This window comes from Nocardia halotolerans, assembly GCF_042650145.1.
Lineage (GTDB): Bacteria > Actinomycetota > Actinomycetes > Mycobacteriales > Mycobacteriaceae > Nocardia > Nocardia halotolerans.
The window spans coordinates 596,670-613,147 of the sequence record NZ_JBHSDL010000025.1; the positions used below are offsets into that span (position 1 = coordinate 596,670).

General features: G+C 67.4%; 14 protein-coding genes. All 14 read left to right on the forward strand.

Features of this window, described 5'->3' with window-relative positions; translation table 11 throughout:
* Positions 1-233 precede the first annotated feature (233 nt).
* Positions 234-635, forward strand: a complete 402-nt coding sequence (locus ACFO5K_RS21295) for a hypothetical protein (protein ID WP_378565726.1) — start codon at positions 234-236, stop codon at positions 633-635.
* 30 nt (positions 636-665) lie between these two features.
* On the forward strand, positions 666-1,073 hold the full coding sequence (locus ACFO5K_RS21300; protein WP_378565729.1) for a hypothetical protein: 408 nt from the start codon (positions 666-668) through the stop codon (positions 1,071-1,073).
* A 24-nt stretch (positions 1,074-1,097) separates the two neighbouring features.
* Positions 1,098-1,643, forward strand: coding sequence for a hypothetical protein (locus ACFO5K_RS21305; protein WP_378565732.1), 546 nt, complete (start codon positions 1,098-1,100; stop codon positions 1,641-1,643).
* Between the two features lie 88 nt (positions 1,644-1,731).
* Positions 1,732-2,373, forward strand: coding sequence for a hypothetical protein (locus ACFO5K_RS21310; RefSeq protein WP_378565735.1), 642 nt, complete (start codon positions 1,732-1,734; stop codon positions 2,371-2,373).
* Positions 2,374-2,757: 384 nt separating this feature from the next.
* Entirely contained in the window at positions 2,758-3,417 is a 660-nt protein-coding gene (locus ACFO5K_RS21315; RefSeq protein WP_378565738.1) for a hypothetical protein, read from the forward strand.
* 149 nt (positions 3,418-3,566) lie between these two features.
* A complete protein-coding gene (gene glf, locus ACFO5K_RS21320; protein WP_378565741.1) occupies positions 3,567-4,805 on the forward strand; it encodes a UDP-galactopyranose mutase in 1,239 nt (412 codons plus the stop codon).
* A gap of 407 nt (positions 4,806-5,212) precedes the next feature.
* Positions 5,213-7,147, forward strand: a complete 1,935-nt coding sequence (locus ACFO5K_RS21325; protein WP_378565744.1) for a glycosyltransferase — start codon at positions 5,213-5,215, stop codon at positions 7,145-7,147.
* A gap of 101 nt (positions 7,148-7,248) precedes the next feature.
* Positions 7,249-7,737 (forward strand): phosphatase PAP2 family protein, encoded by a 489-nt coding sequence (locus ACFO5K_RS21330; RefSeq protein WP_378566240.1) that lies wholly within the window; start codon positions 7,249-7,251, stop codon positions 7,735-7,737.
* Between the two features lie 26 nt (positions 7,738-7,763).
* Positions 7,764-8,696, forward strand: a complete 933-nt coding sequence (locus ACFO5K_RS21335; protein ID WP_378565747.1) for a decaprenyl-phosphate phosphoribosyltransferase — start codon at positions 7,764-7,766, stop codon at positions 8,694-8,696.
* The gene (gene zomB, locus ACFO5K_RS21340) at positions 8,674-10,608 is read left to right on the forward strand and encodes a flagellar motor control protein ZomB (protein WP_378565750.1); all 1,935 of its coding nucleotides are present in this window, start codon (positions 8,674-8,676) and stop codon (positions 10,606-10,608) included. Before ACFO5K_RS21335 ends, zomB begins: the two co-directional genes overlap by 23 nt.
* 155 nt (positions 10,609-10,763) lie before the next feature.
* Positions 10,764-11,834: an alpha/beta hydrolase gene (locus ACFO5K_RS21345; protein ID WP_378565753.1), complete on the forward strand. Its 1,071-nt coding sequence runs from the start codon at positions 10,764-10,766 to the stop codon at positions 11,832-11,834.
* A gap of 307 nt (positions 11,835-12,141) precedes the next feature.
* Positions 12,142-13,203 (forward strand): alpha/beta hydrolase, encoded by a 1,062-nt coding sequence (locus tag ACFO5K_RS21350; protein ID WP_378565756.1) that lies wholly within the window; start codon positions 12,142-12,144, stop codon positions 13,201-13,203.
* Between the two features lie 233 nt (positions 13,204-13,436).
* Positions 13,437-14,471: an alpha/beta hydrolase gene (locus ACFO5K_RS21355; RefSeq protein WP_378565759.1), complete on the forward strand. Its 1,035-nt coding sequence runs from the start codon at positions 13,437-13,439 to the stop codon at positions 14,469-14,471.
* A 187-nt stretch (positions 14,472-14,658) separates the two neighbouring features.
* On the forward strand, positions 14,659-16,455 hold the full coding sequence (locus tag ACFO5K_RS21360) for an alpha/beta hydrolase-fold protein (protein WP_378566242.1): 1,797 nt from the start codon (positions 14,659-14,661) through the stop codon (positions 16,453-16,455).
* Positions 16,456-16,478: the final 23 nt, after the last annotated feature.

The window sequence follows — 16,478 nt, forward strand, 5'->3', positions numbered from 1 at the left end:
AGCTGACGACCGCGCACGGCAACAACGTTCGTGCGCGGTTGTCATCGGCTGTAGGCTGCCGAGGTCGAGATGGGGGTTTGCGAGCGAAGTCGCAAGGGGGAGCAGTGAATTACCCACACGTGCCGCAGGGTTATGTGCCGCCGCGGCCCAAATCGGTATGGAGTCCGCCTATCGCCGTCGTCCTCGCCGGGCTCGTCGCCACCGGGAGTGGGCTGATCGGCTTGGGCGGAGCAATGAGCGCGATCTCGCGTCTGAGCGCCGTGTACGAGCGCAGGCCGGCGCCCGAAACCGTCGAGTGGAAGCTGGACATGCTGGAGCAGCAAATCGACCTCGCTGTCGGTGCGACCCTGACGGTGCTGCTCGGGCTCGGCGGGGCGCTGATTCTGGCTCGACGGGCACATGGGCTGACCATGGTGACCATCGGCGCGGGACTGGCGACCTTCGCGTTATGGGGTGCCGCCGCGATGTCGACCAGTTCCGGCACAGTGTTGACCTGCGTCTTCTACTCGCTGGGCCCGATTGGGGCGTTGATCGCGTCGCTACTCCCATCGAGCCGACGATGGGTCGAGTCCGGAAAGAACCCCCAGCTCACACCATCGAATAGCCCGCGACCGGCGGTTGCGCCGTATAACTGACGGCGACAACGACTAGTAGCGGGGGCAGCGGTGGAACAGGTGCGGGCGCAGTGGCCCTCGCGGGCGAGTGCGCTGATCGCCGGGTGGTTGGGGGTGCTCGTCGGTGTGGCGGGGATCGTCGTCGCGACGGTGTCGGCGGTGTTGCGGTCGATGGGGCGCGGTGTCGACCTCGATTACGTGTGGGCGGGGATCGTTGGCGGCCTCGGGGCGGGGTATCTGCTTGGGGCGGTGCTGTTGCTGCGGCGGCGGATGATCGGGCGGCGGTTGCTCGTCGGGATCTCGGCGGCGATGAGTGGGGCGACGTTGCTGGTCGTGGTGCTGAACAAGAACGGGCATCGCTGGGGGCTGGAACCGCTGGACTGGTGGCTGGCGCTCAATGTGGTGATCCTGGTGCTGAGCGTGATCGAGCCGACGCGCCGCTGGGCCGCCACACGCTAGCGCGGCACGGGATACGGTCAGGACATGTTCGTGCAGGAGACGAAGTCGAAAATCGGTGAGGTGACCGCGATCGTCGCCGTGTGCGCCGCCGCGCTGGCCGCCGTGGCGAACCTGGTCGCCGCGATCATCGTGGCCCGTGCCTTCCGGCGCGATTCCGCCCTGCTCGACGATTCGCTGACGCTGTTCGTCACCCTGGGCGCGTTGGTGTCGGCCTTCGCGCTCGGTTACGGCGCCGTCCTGCTCGCCCGGCGCGACGAAACGGGCCGCTGGGTCCTGATCGTGACCGCGGCCGCGCAACTCGGCCTCGGCGTGCTCGGCCTGCTCGCCACCTTGGTGAACTACGACTCCGGCTACGGAATCCACTGGTTCGCCGACGGATCCGTGACCCGTTCGATTCTGCTCGGCTTCGGCGGGGTACCCGGTGCGGTGACGGCGATCGTGAACCACAGCTGGGTGGCCGCCCTGTCCGCCACCGCACTCGGCGCCCTCGTGCTACTGCCCGCGGCGCTGCCCTGGACCGCGGCGCACACGCTCGCGCGCCCGGAAAGCCCTGTCGGACCGAACGTATAGTTTCAGCAGGTCAGCATCGCCGCGATGATGCTGCAAGACCGGAGCGCGAGCTCCGGGTGCCGGTCACAGCTCGGAGGAGGGGGACACGATGGGGTATCCGTACGGCCCGCAACAGGGGTATGACCCGTACGCGGGGCAGGGGTACGCGCAGCCCGGTTACGGGGCGGATCCGTACAGCGGGCAACCCGGTTACGGTGCACCGCCCTACGGTGCGCCGATCCAATACGGTTACGGTGCACCGGGTTACGGTTTCCCGCCGCCGGGTTACGGTCAGCCCCGGCCCAGCGGTGGCACGGCGATCACGGCTGCGGTGATCTCGCTCCTGCTGGCCTTGCTCACGCTGACCGGTATCGGGATCGCGGCGGCAGTCGTGTTCGGCACCGAACCGACCAGCGTCACCGACGAACGAGGGCGCGAAGAGCTGACAGCGGGCCTGGCGATCGGTGCGGTGCCCGCCCTGTTGTGGTTGCTCGGTTCGATTCTCCTGTTCCGACGCAAAACCGCGGGCCGGGTCCTGCTGATCCTGCTGTCCTCGCTCGTGGTGCTCGGCATTTCGGTGTCGGTCGTGGCTGAGCTGATGGGAGCCGACGCGGGCGACGGGCCGGCCACGGTGTTCGGCGCGGCCATCGTCGCCGCGATCCCACTGCTGATCCTCTTCTTGACCGCGGCCCCCGCCACCGGCCGCTGGATCCGCGCCGGCAAACAACCCCAGCCGTACCCCTACTACTGACCATGTCCGCCACCACCTTGTACTGACCATGTCCGCCACCACCTCGAATCGCATCGGAACCTCATGAACAACCTCTCGCCCGGTGCCCCGGACCACGGCGCGGCACAACCATTTCCGTCAGTGGGGCGACCCGCGCCCGAAACCGTGGTGCAGGGGCACGCACAACAGTCATCCCCGGCCCCTGGCAGTCAGGGGCCCGGTGATTGGTGGCAGTCGCCGGGTCAGTCCGGTGCACCCACGCCCACGCCGCCGCCCCCGGTCATGGCCGCCGGTCACCCCGGCTTCGGGCAACAGGGTGTGATGCCTGCTGCGGCACACTCGGGTATGGCTGCGGGGCAGCTTGGCTTCGCGCAGGGCGGTGCGGTTGCTTCGGGGCACCCCGATATGGCTGCTTGGCAACCCGGGTTCGCGCAGCACGGGTATGTGCGGCAGGACGGTGGGATGCCTGCTGCGGTGCATCCGGGTATGGCCGCCGGGCACCCCGGCTTCGCGCAGGACCGTGAGATGCCCGCTCCGGCACACCCGGGTATGGCCGCCGGGCACCCTGGCTTCGCCCCCGGCTACCCGCCCGCGGGTTACCGACCACCGGTCGACCAAAGTCCACCGCGCGGTGGGATAGCCGTCACGGCCGCGGTGCTTGCGTTGCTGGTTGCCTTGATTGCCGGTGTTTGGACCGTGCTCATGCCGTGGCAATGGATGGAACTCCCGTACGAAATGGGGATCCGCACGTACAGCATGGCGGTGCCCTACTTGGTCGGCGGCAGTGCGGTGCTCATCTTGGTCATCGGCGCGATCTTGCTGCTGCGCCGCAGGGCCGCGGGCCGGGCGATCGTGATCGTCATGACCGCCTTCATGCTGCTGGCCGTGGGCATTCCCATCGCGTTGAGCGCCCGCAATACCGGTGACCCGACCCAGGAACTCCTCGGCGCCTTGCTCGTGTGCCCCCCGCTCTTCCTGACCATCGCGTTGGCCGCCGCACCCGGAACCGGCCATTGGATCCGAGCAGGGCGCCCGACGCGCACTCAGCCCTACCCCCGCTACTGAGGGCATGCCGACCGTGCGCAGTGCGACCGATCCGAACCCACCGCCGCGCGGGTACGCCCACCACTGACGACGTCACGATCACCCCTGCTCACAGCACTGCGGGTGACTCCGCCGGGACAATCGGCGGTCTTCCGATACGCTGGGCACCCGTGACCGCCGCATCGTCTTCGGGTAACTCCGTCAACGCAGATTCCACCACCGAGGCAAACCAGTACGACCTGATCGTGGTCGGCTCCGGTTTCTTCGGTTTGACCGTCGCCGAGCGTGCAGCGAACCTGCTGGGTAAGCGGGTGCTGGTGATCGACCGCCGCTACCACTTGGGTGGCAACGCCTACTCCGAGCCCGACCCGGAAACCGGGATCGAGATCCACAAGTACGGCGCGCATCTGTTCCACACGTCGAACAAGAAGGTCTGGGATTACGTCACCCAGTTCACCGAGTTCACCGGCTACCAGCATCGTGTGTTTGCCATGCACAAGGGCCAGGCGTACCAGTTCCCGATGGGGCTGGGCCTGATCTCGCAGTTCTTCGGCCGCTACTTCAGCCCGGAAGAGGCCAAGGCGCTCATCGCCGAGCAGGCCGCCGAGGTCGACACCGGCGACGCGCAGAACCTCGAGGAGAAGGCGATCTCGCTGATCGGGCGCCCGCTCTACGAGGCGTTCGTGCGCGACTACACCGCCAAGCAGTGGCAGACCGACCCGAAGGAACTGCCCGCGGGCAACATCACCCGCCTGCCGGTGCGCTACACCTTCGACAACCGCTACTTCAACGACACCTTCGAGGGCTTGCCCAAGCAGGGGTACACGAAGTGGCTGGAGAACATGGCCGCGTCCGAGCTCATCGACGTGCGCCTGAACACCGACTGGTTCGACGTGCGCGACGAAGTCCGCGCCGCCAGCCCCGGCGCCCCGGTGGTCTACACCGGCCCGCTGGACCACTACTTCGACTATGCCGAAGGCGAGTTGGGCTGGCGCACCATCGATTTCGAGACAGAGGTGCTCGAACAGGGTGACTACCAGGGCACCAGCGTGATGAACTACAACGACGCCGACGTCCCGTTCACCCGCATCATCGAGCCGCGCCACTTCCACCCCGAGCGCGACTACCCGGCGGACAAGACGGTGATCATGCGCGAGTTCTCCCGCTTCGCGCAGACCGGCGACGAGCCGTACTACCCGATCAACACCCCCGAGGACCGCGCCAAGCTGCTCGCCTACCGCGAGCGCGCCAAGCGCGAGACCGCGGAGAACAAGGTGCTGTTCGGCGGCCGCCTGGGCACCTACCAGTACCTGGACATGCACATGGCGATCGGTTCGGCGCTGACCATGTTCGAGAACGTGCTGCGCCCGCACCTGGAATCCGGCACGGACCTGGTGGATCCGGCGTGAGCGGCCAGGGTCAGGACGAAACGGCACCCGCGAGCGCCCAGCCCCGGAAGGCATCGGCGGTGAACGGGCAGGGTGAAGCGGCGCCCGCGACCGCCCAGCCGCGGAAGGCCCCGGCAGTCGACGGACAGGATGGGGCGGCCCCCACGACGGCCCAGCCACGGAAGGCCCCGGCAGTCGACGGACAGGATGGGGCGGCCCCCACGACGGCCCAGCCGCGGAAGGCACCGGCGGCGGCTGGACAGGATGAGGCGGCGCCCGCGACCGCCCAGCCACGGAAGGCACCGGCGGCCGCTGGACAGGACGACGCGCCGGCTGCGAGCACCCGGCGACGGAAAGCGCCCGCAGCGAAGAACGAGGCGGCGCCCGCGTCTACGTCGAGCACTCGAACCCGACAGAAGGGGCGCAGCGTGAGCGCGCAGCCGAAGGCGGCCGAGGCGGGCACCGAAACCCGCGCCAAGTCGCTGCTGCAGCGGATCATCCTGCCGCGCCCGGGTGAGCCGCTGGACGTGCGGACCCTCTACCTGGAGGAATCGCCGACCAACGCCCGCCGCGCACACGCCACCAGCCGCACCGCGCTGTCGATCGGCGCGGAGTCGGAGGTGTCGTTGTGCACCTACTTCAACGCGCTGCCCGCCAGTTACTGGCGGCGGTGGAGTGTGCTGAACTCGGTGGTCCTGCGGCTGGAACTGGCCGGGCACGGCCGGGTCGACGTGTACCGCTCCAAGGCTGATGGTTCGCGGATTCATGTGCAGGGCAAGGAATTCGCGGTGGAGCAAAACGCGGATTCGGTGTTCGTGGAGTTCGAGACCGATCTGGGCCCGTTCGAGGACGGTGGCTGGCTGTGGTTCGACATCACCACTGACACCGCGGTCACCCTGGTGGCCGGTGGTTGGTACGCACCGCAGGAGGCGCCCGGCGCGGGCACCATCGCGGTCGGCATGCCCACTTTCAACCGGCCGACCGATGCGGTGAAAACCCTTGCCGCCCTTGGCGCCGACCCGCTGGTGCTGGAGAAGATCGCCGCGGTGATCATCCCGGACCAGGGCACCCGCAAGGTGGTCGACGAGCCCGGGTTCGCCGAAGCCGCAGCGGTTCTCGGTGATCGCCTCGCCATCCACGACCAGCCGAACCTCGGTGGTTCCGGCGGTTACAGCCGGGTCATGTACGAGGCGCTGAAATCGACGAGTGCCGAATTCATCGCCTACATGGACGACGACATCGAGATCGAGCCCGACTCGATCCTGCGCGCCCTGGCCTTCTCGCGGTTCGCGAAGTCGCCGCTGCTGGTGGGCGGGCAGATGCTCAACCTGCAGGAGCGTTCGCACCTGCACGTGATGGGTGAGGTCGTCGACCGCAGCATCTTCATGTGGGGTGCGGCGCCGAACGTGGAATACGACCACGATTTCTCCAAGTACCCGCTCCGGGATCGCGACAACTCCAAGCTGCTGCACCGGCGCATCGACGTCGACTTCAACGGCTGGTGGACGTGCCTGATCCCGCGCCGGGTGGCGCAGGAGATCGGTCAGCCGCTGCCGCTGTTCCTCAAGTGGGACGACACCGAATACGGTCTGCGCGCCCGCGAAGCCGGCTACCCGACGGTGACTCTGCCGGGTGCGGCGGTGTGGCACATGGCCTGGTCCGACAAGGACGACGCCATCGACTGGCAGGCTTATTTCCACCTGCGCAACCGCCTGGTGGTCGCTTCCCTGTACCTGCCCGGTGACGGTAGGCCGATGATCGTGAACACGGTCAAGGCCACCCTCAAGCACCTGCTGTGCCTCGAGTACTCCACGGTCGCCATCCAGAACGAGGCGATCCGCGACTTCCTGGCCGGCCCGGAAGGTCTGGCGGACCTGCTGCCGAGCGCGCTGGGCAAGATCCACGCGATGCGCAAGCAGTTCCCCGACGCGGTGGTCGTGCCCTCGTCCACCGAGTTGCCGTTGGCCAGCCGCCATGGTGTCGGCGCGGTCGGCGAGCCCGGCAACCCGCTGGCCAAGGTCGCGCGCCTGGCCAAGGGTGTGGTGCACAACTTCCGCAAGGCCGACCCGGCCGCGCACGAGACGCCGCAGCTGAACGTGCCGACGTTGGACGCGCGCTGGTTCCTGCTCTCCCAGGTCGACGGCGTCACCGTGACGACCGCCGACGGGCGTGGTGTGGTGTACCGCAAGCGCGACCCGCGTCAGGCCGCCGAGCTGCTCAAGGAAGCAATGCGCCTGCGCAAGGAACTCGCCACCCGCTTCCCGGAGATGCAGCAGCGCTACCGGGCCGCGCACGCCGAGCTCACCAGCACCGCCGCATGGGAAAAGATCTTCGGCATCAGCCAGAACGGAACTCAGAAGTGACGATCAACCCGGAACTGCCCGAGCTGGAACTGGCCGAAGAGGGTTGCTGTGGCGGCGGTTGCTGCGACGGTGACTATGTGGAGGTTCCGGTCGAGGTCGCGATGCTGAACGCGGTGCAGACCACGATCGGCGCCAACCCGGCTGTCGTGTCCGCCGCGCGCGGGATGTCGCACTTCGGTGAGCACGCGCTGGGCTGGGTGGGTATCGCCGCGGCGGGCTGGCTGGTGGACAAGCCGCGCCGCAGGCAGTGGGCGGGTGTCGCGGTGGGTGCGGTCGGCGCGCACGCCGCCTCGATCGTGATCAAGCGGATCGTGCGGCGCCCGCGCCCTGACGATCCTTCGGTGCAGATCAATGTGTCGACGCCGAGCAAGCTGAGCTTCCCGTCCTCGCACGCCACTTCCACCACGGCGGCGGCGGTATTGCTCGGCAGGCTCACCGGGCTACCCTTGCCTGCGGTGCTCGTGCCTCCGATGCTGTTGTCCCGAATTGTGCTCGGGGTGCACTACCCTTCCGATGTGCTCGCCGGTTCCGCGCTGGGGGCCGCGTCGGCTGCCGCCGTGCTCGCCGCCGAAAAGAGACTCACACAGTGACCGCAACCGAAAGAACCTTGGCTGAGATGAGCGAAGAACCGTCCGCCGCCGTCCTGGACGAGGCCGCTGTGAAGGGCCCGCCGAAGACCTTGCTCGGCGGTGTCGTCAAGGCCGTTCGCCCACGTCAGTGGGTCAAGAACGTGCTGGTGCTGGCCGCGCCGCTGGCCGCCGGTCCCGAGGCGGTGGGCGATGCGGGTGTGATGGTGCACGTCGCGATCGCCTTCGTCGTGTTCTGCATGGCGGCCTCGGGCATCTACCTGGTCAACGACTCACTCGATGTCGAGGCCGACCGGGCGCATCCGACCAAGCGGTTCCGGCCGATCGCCGCGGGCGTCGTTCCTGTCAACCTGGCTTACGCGCTGTCGGCGGTGCTGCTGGTCGGTTCGATCGCCGGTTCTTTCCTGGCGTCCTGGCATCTGGCCGTGGTGATGGCGGTCTACATCGGCATCCAGCTGGCCTACTGCCTGGGTCTCAAGCATCAGGCCGTGCTCGACATCTGCATCGTGTCCTCGGGCTTCCTGCTGCGCGCCGTCGCCGGTGGCGCCGCCGCGGCGATCGCGCTGTCGCAGTGGTTCCTGCTGATCATGGCGTTCGGTTCGCTGTTCATGGCGGCGGGCAAGCGCTACGCCGAGCTGCAGATCGCGCTCGAGACCGGTGCGAAGATCCGCAAGTCGCTCGAGTACTACACACCGACCTACCTCCGGTTCATCTGGACACTCGCGGCCACCGCCGTTGTGGTCTTCTACGGGCTGTGGGCCTTCGAGCAGGACTCCGTACAGCAGACCCAGTGGTTCTCGATCTCGATGATCCCGTTTACCATCGCAATTCTGCGTTACGCGGTCGACGTCGACGGTGGCGAGGCCGGTGAACCCGAAGAGATCGCGCTGGGGGACCGCATCCTGCAGTTCCTCGCTATTGCCTGGATCGGAGCGGTAGGTGTCGCTGTCTATCTCACCTGACGAGAAGGTGGTAGCGGAGCGGGAAACAACTGAAGACGAGCGGTTACGCGGCGACGACCTCGAGTCGGCGCGCCCGGCCGCGCGTTCAGCTGTGCTGTCCCGCGCCACTTTCGTCGGTGGGATCGTGCTCACCGTCGCGTTGTTCGCGGTGGGTGCGTGGCAGCGGCGCTGGATCGCCGACGACGGGCTGATCGTGTTGCGCACGGTGCGCAATCTGCTCGCCGGTCACGGCCCGGTCTTCAACATGGACGAGCGGGTCGAAACCAACACCAGTACCGCGTGGACCTATGTGGTGTGGTTCTTCAGCTGGCTCACCCAGGCCCGGCTCGAGTACGTGGTGCTCGCGGTGGCGCTGGCGGTTTCGCTGCTGGCGATGGTGTTCGCCATGCTCGGCACCGCGCGGTTGTGGGGTGGAACGACCGGTCAGCTGCTGATCCCGGCGGGCGTGCTGGTCTACATCGCGCTGCCGCCGGCCCGCGACTACGCCACCTCGGGCCTGGAGAGCGGGCTGGTGATCTGCTGGGTCGGGCTGCTGTGGTGGCTGATGATCCGGTGGAGTCAGGCCGCGGTGGTCCGGGTGCCGGGGCTGCTCGGGCTGGTGTTCCTGGCCGGGCTCGCGCCGCTGGTGCGCCCGGAGGCCGCGCTGATCGGCGTGCTCGCGCTCGCCATGATCTTCTTGTCGCCGATGCCGCGGTTCCGGTTCGGGCCGGTGGTGTTGCGCGCGCTGATCGTGGTCGTCGCCGGGCTGGTGCCGGTGGCCTATCAGATCTGGCGGATGGGCTATTACGGCCTGCCCTACCCGAACACCGCGGTCGCCAAGGACGCGGGCGGGGCCAAGTGGAGCCAGGGTCTGGCATACCTGTGGGATCTCGTCGGTCCGTACTACCTGTGGGTGCCGCTGCTGGTGCTGCTGATCGCCGGGGTGGCGGCGGCGGTGTCGCGCGGGGCGCTCAGCAAGCCGACCTGGTCGGTGGCCGGCGCCAGGGCCTGGCTGCGTTCGCCGAGTGCCGTGGTGACGATGGTGCTGGTGAGCGGGGTGCTGCTGACCGTCTACGCGGTGCGCGTGGGCGGTGACTTCATGCACGGCCGGATGCTGCTCACCCAGCTGTTCCTGCTCCTGCTGCCGGTGGCTGTCGTACCGATCCCGATGCGCGCGTTCCGGGCCAGGGACTGGTCGTTCGCGGTGCTGCTGGTGGCGCTGCTCGGCACGGCGGGCTGGTCGTTGTACGCGGCGAGCACCACCGCCATCACCACCGGCACCAAGATCAGTTCCTCCGGCATCGTCGACGAGCGCATCTACTACGTGCTCAACACCGGCCACGATCACCCGATCCGCGCCGAGGACTACCTGGACTACCCGCGTATGCGGGCGATGGTCCGCGACATCGCCGACAACCCCAACGGCGGCCTGCTGCTGAACTCGCCCTCGTTCACGTTCTGGTACCTGGATCCGCCGCCGCAACCGATCCCCGAGGGCGGTGCGGGCCACACGGTCTACTTCCTGAACCTGGGCATGACGAGCATGAACGTGCCGCTGAGCGTGCGCGTGATCGACCCGATGGGCCTGGCCTACCCGCTGGCCGCGCATTCGGACCGCCTCGCCGACGGCCGCATCGGCCACGACAAGGCGTTGTACCCGGACTGGGTGGTCGTGGACTCGGGCATGGTCGACATCCACCCGTGGATGCCCTGGTACCTGGACGAGGAATGGGTCACCCAGGCTCGCACGGCGATGTCGTGCCCGCAGACCCAGGCCCTGCTGATCTCCACTCGTGACCCGCTCACCTTCGACCGGTTCAAGCACAACCTGCGCAATGCGTTCGATTTCGCGAAGTACCGGATCGACCGAGTGCCCAGATATGAGATCCAACGGTGCGGTCTGGTCGACCCGTACCCACAACCGCCACGCTGAATCGATCACAAAATCACTTTTTGGTAACGCCATGCTATCGATGTAGCGATATGGTCATCGAGAAGTTCCGTCGGCGCACTGGTGTGCCGGATGAAGTCGGCGGTCATTGCAACCGCGGTTCCGCGCGAACCGCTCGAGGAAAGGCCCAAAACAGGATGCGTGGCGGAGGTCTGAGAACCAGGAGAGCCGGCTGGCTCAAGCGGGCGGTACTGGTTTCGTTGGCGATGGTGCTGCCGCTCGGAGCGACGGTGGCAGGTCCGGCCGGCACCGCGACCGCGGCATTCAACCCCGATGGTTTCGACTTCTGGGTCGACTCCGAAATGGGCCCGATCAAGTCGCGGATCTTCCGCGCCGCGGACGGCAACACCGGTCGGGTGGTCTACGCGCTCGACGGTATGCGCGCCCAGGACGATCTCAGCGGCTGGGAGAAGGACACCGAGGTCGCCCGTGCGCTCACCGCGGCCAACATCAATGTCGTGATGCCCGTCGGTGGTCAGTCCAGCTTCTACGCCGACTGGAACGCGCCGAGCAACTTCTTCGGCATCGATGCCGGTTCGGGTGGCAGCTCCACCGGTTCGGCGGCCACCGGCTCGTCGATGACCGGTTCGTCGATCGCACCGGCCCAGGTGGCGGGCAAGAAGAACACCTACAAGTGGGAAACCTTCCTCACCACGCACCTGCGTAACGCGTTGTCGAGCCGGCTCGGTTTCAACCCCAACAACAACGGTGTGTTCGGTCTGTCGATGGGGGGCTCGGCCGCGCTGACCCTGGCCGCCTACCACCCGGATCAGTTCAGCTACGCCGGCTCGTTCTCCGGCTACCTCAACATCTCCGCGCCCGGTATGCGTGAGGCGATGCGCACGGCCATGATCTCGGCCGGCGCCTTCAACATCGACGCCATGGCCCCGCCGTGGGGCCCGCAGTGGCTGCGGATGGACCCGTTCGTCTTCGCGCCGCGCCTGGTGGCCAACAACACCCGTATCTGGGTGTCGGCGGCCAGCGGTATTCCCGGCGCCGGGGATGTGTCCAACCCGATGGAGATCGTGCAGGGCGTGCCCCTGGAGCTGCTCGCGATGGTGAACAGCCGGGCCTTCCAGGTCCGTATGGCCACCCTCGGCGGCGGCAACGCCACCTTCGATTTCCCGATCACCGGCGTGCACAACTGGCGCAACTGGGAAGCCGAAGTGCACCGCATGATCCCGGATATGTCGGCTCACATCGGCTGATCTTTCGACCGCTCGCCGTGGCGAGCCGGGGAACCCGCTCAGTGTTCGCACTGGGCGGGTTCCTTCGTTTCCATCACGATCCGAGTGATAGCGGGTGACGAATCAAGTGCGGGAGATCACCGTGAGTTGTGTTGCGGGTCACTTTCCAGCAACATGTAGGCATTCGCCAGTGATTGATACACAGTGAGCATGCGTCGAGGTTGAATCGTCCGTTTTGCCCTGGATTGGTCTTCTCGACGCCCGATGAGGGATTCGACCGCGTAGCTCAGAATTTGCGTGCTCGGTCCGTCGAGAAAGGTCTAGTCGAATGCGAACACTGCGCCGCAAGCGTGGGCCCGTGCAGACCGCCGCCCGCCGATCGTGGGTGCGGCGTCTGGCCGCAGGCGTCTCGATGGCTCTGCTCGTTCCGATGACGGCAGTCGTCGCCGGCACCACCGCGCCGGCCGCCGCCGGCTTCAATCCCGCCGCTTTCGACTTCTGGGTCGACTCCGGGATGGGCCCGATCAAATCGCGGATCCTGCGGGCCGCCGACGGCAACACCAACCGGGTCGTCTACGTGCTCGACGGCATGCGCGCACCCGAGCATCTCAACGGCTGGGAGATCGAAACCGACGTGCCCAACGCGCTCGCCAGGGCCAATATCAATGTGGTGATGCCGGTCGGCGGGATGTCGAGCTTCTACGCCGACTGGAACGCGCCGAGCGAATTCTTCGGCATCCCCGGAAACGGCCCGGCCAACTCGGGTTCGGGTGCCGGCAACGCATTATCCGGCGGGCCGGGCAAGAGTTACCGGTACCAGTGGGAAACCTTCCTGACCAGCGACCTGCGTAACGCGCTGGCCGATCGGCTCGGGTTCAATCGGCACCGCAACGGCGTGTTCGGGCTGTCGATGGGCGGTTCGGCCGCGCTCACCCTGGCCGCCTATCACCCCGACCAGTTCTCCTTCGCCGGTGCCTATTCCGGCTACCTGAACATCTCGGCGCCCGGTATGCGCGAGGCCATCCGGCTCGCCATGCTCGACGCGGGCGGTTACAACGTGGACTCGATGGCACCGCCGTGGGGCCCACAGTGGCTGCGGATGGACCCGTTCGTGTTCGCGCCCAACCTGGTGGCCAACAACACCCGGCTGTGGATAGCGGCGGCCTCAGGCCTGCCCACCGGTGGTGACGGCCCGAATATGAACACCGTCAACGGGATGGCGCTCGAAGCGCTGGCGCTGGCCAACACCCGCTCCTTCGAGGTGCGCATGGCCACCCTCGGCGCCCGCAACGTCACCTACTCCTACCCGCCCTTCGGCATCCACGCCTGGAACAACTGGAATGACGAAGCGCTGCGGATGATCCCGGATTTGTCCAACAATATCGGCTGAGCCCCACCGGACCGGCGCCGCGAGTTTCGCGGCGCCGGTTCTGTGTGTCGGGACCACGGGTTTCGGTGGCGAATCCTGCTGCCCTTGCAGTTAATTGGTAGGTCGAATATCCTCCAGCGAGCGAAAGTCTGACCAGAACGTTGATTCATGTCGATGCCCGGAATGTCGGGATCCGGTTGTCGGCGCCAACACCTCTGGCATGCCACAAACAGCAGAAAGAGAGCGGAATTCACATGCGTTTCGGCAAGGCCGTCGCGCCGAAGGGTGACCGGCCGGGCAAGTCCCGGACAGGAACACCTCGTGGTTGGCGTCATCGAATTCTAGCTGTCGGCGCAGCAGCCCTTGTGCTGCCGATCGCCGCAGGGGCGGCCCCGACAGCGTTCGCCGCCCCCCTCTCGGCCCCGGCGCTACGCGCCCCGGCCGGTGGGTACGAAGAGCTGATGGTCCCCTCACAGATGGGCCCGGTCAAGGTGCAGGTCCAGTGGGCCAAGCACGGCGGTTCCGCCGCGCTGTACCTGCTCGACGGTATGGCCGCGCGGGACGACAAGAACGCCTGGTCCTTCGAGACCAACGCGATGCAGCAGTTCGAGAACGACAACGTCACCCTGGTGATGCCGGTCGGTGGTATGTCGAGCTTCTACACCGACTGGATGGCGCCCAGCAACATCAACGGGCAGAAGACCACCTACAAGTGGGAAACCTTCCTCACCGAGGAGCTCCCGAACTTCCTTGCCGGATACGGCGTCTCCAAGACCAACAACGGCATCGTCGGCCTGTCGATGAGTGGCAGTGCCGCGCTGTCGCTGGCCGCGCTGCACCGCGACCAGTTCAAGTACGCCGGTTCGTTCTCCGGCGCCCTGAACCTGTCCCAGCCGGGTATGCGTGAAGCAGTGCGCATGTCGATGCTGCGGTGGGGTGCCTTCAGTGCCGACTCGCTGGCGCCGCCGTGGAGCCCGCAGTGGCTGCGCATGGACCCGTTCACCGTCGCGCCGCAGCTCAAGGGCCTGCCCATGCGCATCTCGGTCGGTAGCGGTCTGCCCGGCAAGCACGACAGCCCGCAGTCGGCCGACCAGGTGTTCAACACCGGTGTCGGCATGGGCATCGAGGCGGTCACGCTGATCAGCACCAGGTCCTTCGAGAAGCGCCTGAGGTCGATCGGCATTCCGGCCACCTTCGACTTCCCGGCCACCGGTACGCACTCCTGGAAGTACTGGGAAGATCAGCTGTGGGCCGGGCGCCCGCAGATCCTGAGCGCCCTGGGCGCCTAGTAGTTTCCGCTCGGCAACACTGAGCAGACCGGCTCACCGCTACGGTGGGCCGGTCTTTTGCTGTGTGCGATTCTCGCGTGTCTTCCCCGGTTATCGGCCTGCGCTGCGGTACAACCGACATTGAGGCTGTGTCCCAGGGTGGGGATGAGGAGGGTCGCGTGTGTTGAAACATCGTGTCCGAACGCCGATGCGGCGAATCCTCGGCATCGCGGCCATGACGGCGGCGTTGCTCGCCCCTGCCGTCACCGTGCCCGCCCAAGCGCAGCAGCCCGGCGTCGCCGCCGTGCAACGAGTGGAGTGGCTCTCCGATCGCCGGGTGGCGCTGTGGGTGTTCTCGCCCGCGATGAACACCCCCATCCAGGTGCAGATGCTGCTGGCGCGCGACTGGAACCTGCGCCCGGAGGCGAAGTTCCCGATGCTGCTGATGCTCGACGGGTTGCGCGCCCAGGACGACGAGAACGGCTGGACCAAAGACGCCGACGCCGAGGTCTTCTACGCCGACAAGAACGTCAACGTGGTGCTGCCGGTCGGCGGCCAGTCGAGCTTCTACTCCGACTGGCTCGAACCGAACAACGGCCACACCTACAAGTGGGAGACCTTCCTCACCGAGGAACTGCCCCCCGTTCTCGAACGGGACTGGCGCACCACCGATGTGCGTGGCGTGCAGGGACTCTCGATGGGCGGCACGGCCGCGATGAACCTGGCCGGGCGCAACCCCGGCCTGATGAAGTACGTGGCTTCGTATTCGGGCCTGCTGACGACCACCACGTTGGGGATGCCGCAGGCCATCGAGTTCGCCGTCCGCGACGCGGGCGGGTTCGACTCCTCGGCGATGTGGGGGCCGCCCGGTGGCCCCGAGTGGGACGCCCACGACCCATACCTGCTGGCCGACAAGCTCCGCGATGTGAGCATGTACGTCTCCAGCGGCAGCGGCCTGGCCGGCAGCCACGACCAAGCCGGTGAAGTGCCGCTGCTGAGCGAGAACTGGGCGGGTACCGGGCTGGAGATTCTCTCGCGCCTGTCGACTCAGAATTTCGTCACCAAGCTCGAGCAGCTCGAGATCCCGGTGCAGGCGAATTACCGTCCGTCGGGCACACATACGTGGCCGTACTGGGATTTCGAGATGCGGCAGTCGTGGACGCAGGCGGCCTCGGCGCTGGGGACCGATCCCGCGGGGGCCGCCTGCGCCTCCGACGGCGCGATCGGCTCGCTGGCGCAGGCGGCGGCCTGGCTGGGCGGGTGCGTCACCACCGAGTATCCGGTGGCCGACGGGGTGGTGCAGGACTTCCGCAACGGCCGGGTCTTCCACTCCGCGACCGCGGGTACCCATGCGGTGACCGGGCGGATCGGTGGCACCTACGCCGGAATGGGCGGTCCCACTTCGGCATTGGGAATGCCGACCGGCGGTGAGCACCCGCTGCCCGACGGGCGCGGCCGGATGCAGACCTTCGAGGGCGGCTCGATCTACTGGACTCCGCAGACCGGTGCGCAGGTACTGCGTGGCGCGTTCCTCGAGGAGTGGGGCAAGCAGGGCTTCGAGGGCGGACCGGCCGGTTACCCGGTGGCCGCCGAGGCGCGCACACCCAGCCGCGACGGCGCGGTGCAGTCCTTCGAGCACGCGACGATGTTCTACAGCCCCACCACCGGCGCGCATCGGGTGGAGGGTTTCATCCTGGACCGGTACGCCCAGCTCGGCTTCGAGAACAGCCCGCTCGGCTTCCCGGTGTCGAGCGAGGCGCCGCTGAAGGACCTGGGCCGGTTCAGCCGGTTCGAGGGTGGCGCCATCTACTGGAGTCCGCTCTCGGGGGCCTGGTCGGTGCGCAACGGCCCGCTCGCCGACGCCTGGGGTGCGCAGGGGTTCGAGAACGGCAGGCTCGGGTATCCGGTGAGTGACGAATTCGCCGTCCCGGGTGGCATCCAGCAGAACTTTCAAACCGGGTTCATCGTGGTGCGGGAGGGCGAATCCGAAGTTCACGGGGTGTGAGCCCGGTCTGAGAACTCCCTGAG

Bases quoted from the DNA above. Each gene is read 5' to 3' on its own strand.
- ACFO5K_RS21360 (WP_378566242.1), top strand. From the start codon at position 14,659: ATGCGGCGAATCCTCGGCATCGCGGCCATGACGGCGGCGTTGCTCGCC.
- ACFO5K_RS21310 (WP_378565735.1), top strand. From the start codon at position 1,732: ATGGGGTATCCGTACGGCCCGCAACAGGGGTATGACCCGTACGCGGGG.
- ACFO5K_RS21305 (WP_378565732.1), top strand. From the start codon at position 1,098: ATGTTCGTGCAGGAGACGAAGTCGAAAATCGGTGAGGTGACCGCGATC.
- ACFO5K_RS21330 (WP_378566240.1), top strand. From the start codon at position 7,249: ATGCTGAACGCGGTGCAGACCACGATCGGCGCCAACCCGGCTGTCGTG.
- ACFO5K_RS21355 (WP_378565759.1), top strand. From the start codon at position 13,437: ATGCGTTTCGGCAAGGCCGTCGCGCCGAAGGGTGACCGGCCGGGCAAG.
- ACFO5K_RS21345 (WP_378565753.1), top strand. From the start codon at position 10,764: ATGCGTGGCGGAGGTCTGAGAACCAGGAGAGCCGGCTGGCTCAAGCGG.
- ACFO5K_RS21335 (WP_378565747.1), top strand. From the start codon at position 7,764: ATGAGCGAAGAACCGTCCGCCGCCGTCCTGGACGAGGCCGCTGTGAAG.
- ACFO5K_RS21315 (WP_378565738.1), top strand. From the start codon at position 2,758: ATGGCTGCTTGGCAACCCGGGTTCGCGCAGCACGGGTATGTGCGGCAG.
- ACFO5K_RS21295 (WP_378565726.1), top strand. From the start codon at position 234: ATGAGCGCGATCTCGCGTCTGAGCGCCGTGTACGAGCGCAGGCCGGCG.
- ACFO5K_RS21350 (WP_378565756.1), top strand. From the start codon at position 12,142: ATGCGAACACTGCGCCGCAAGCGTGGGCCCGTGCAGACCGCCGCCCGC.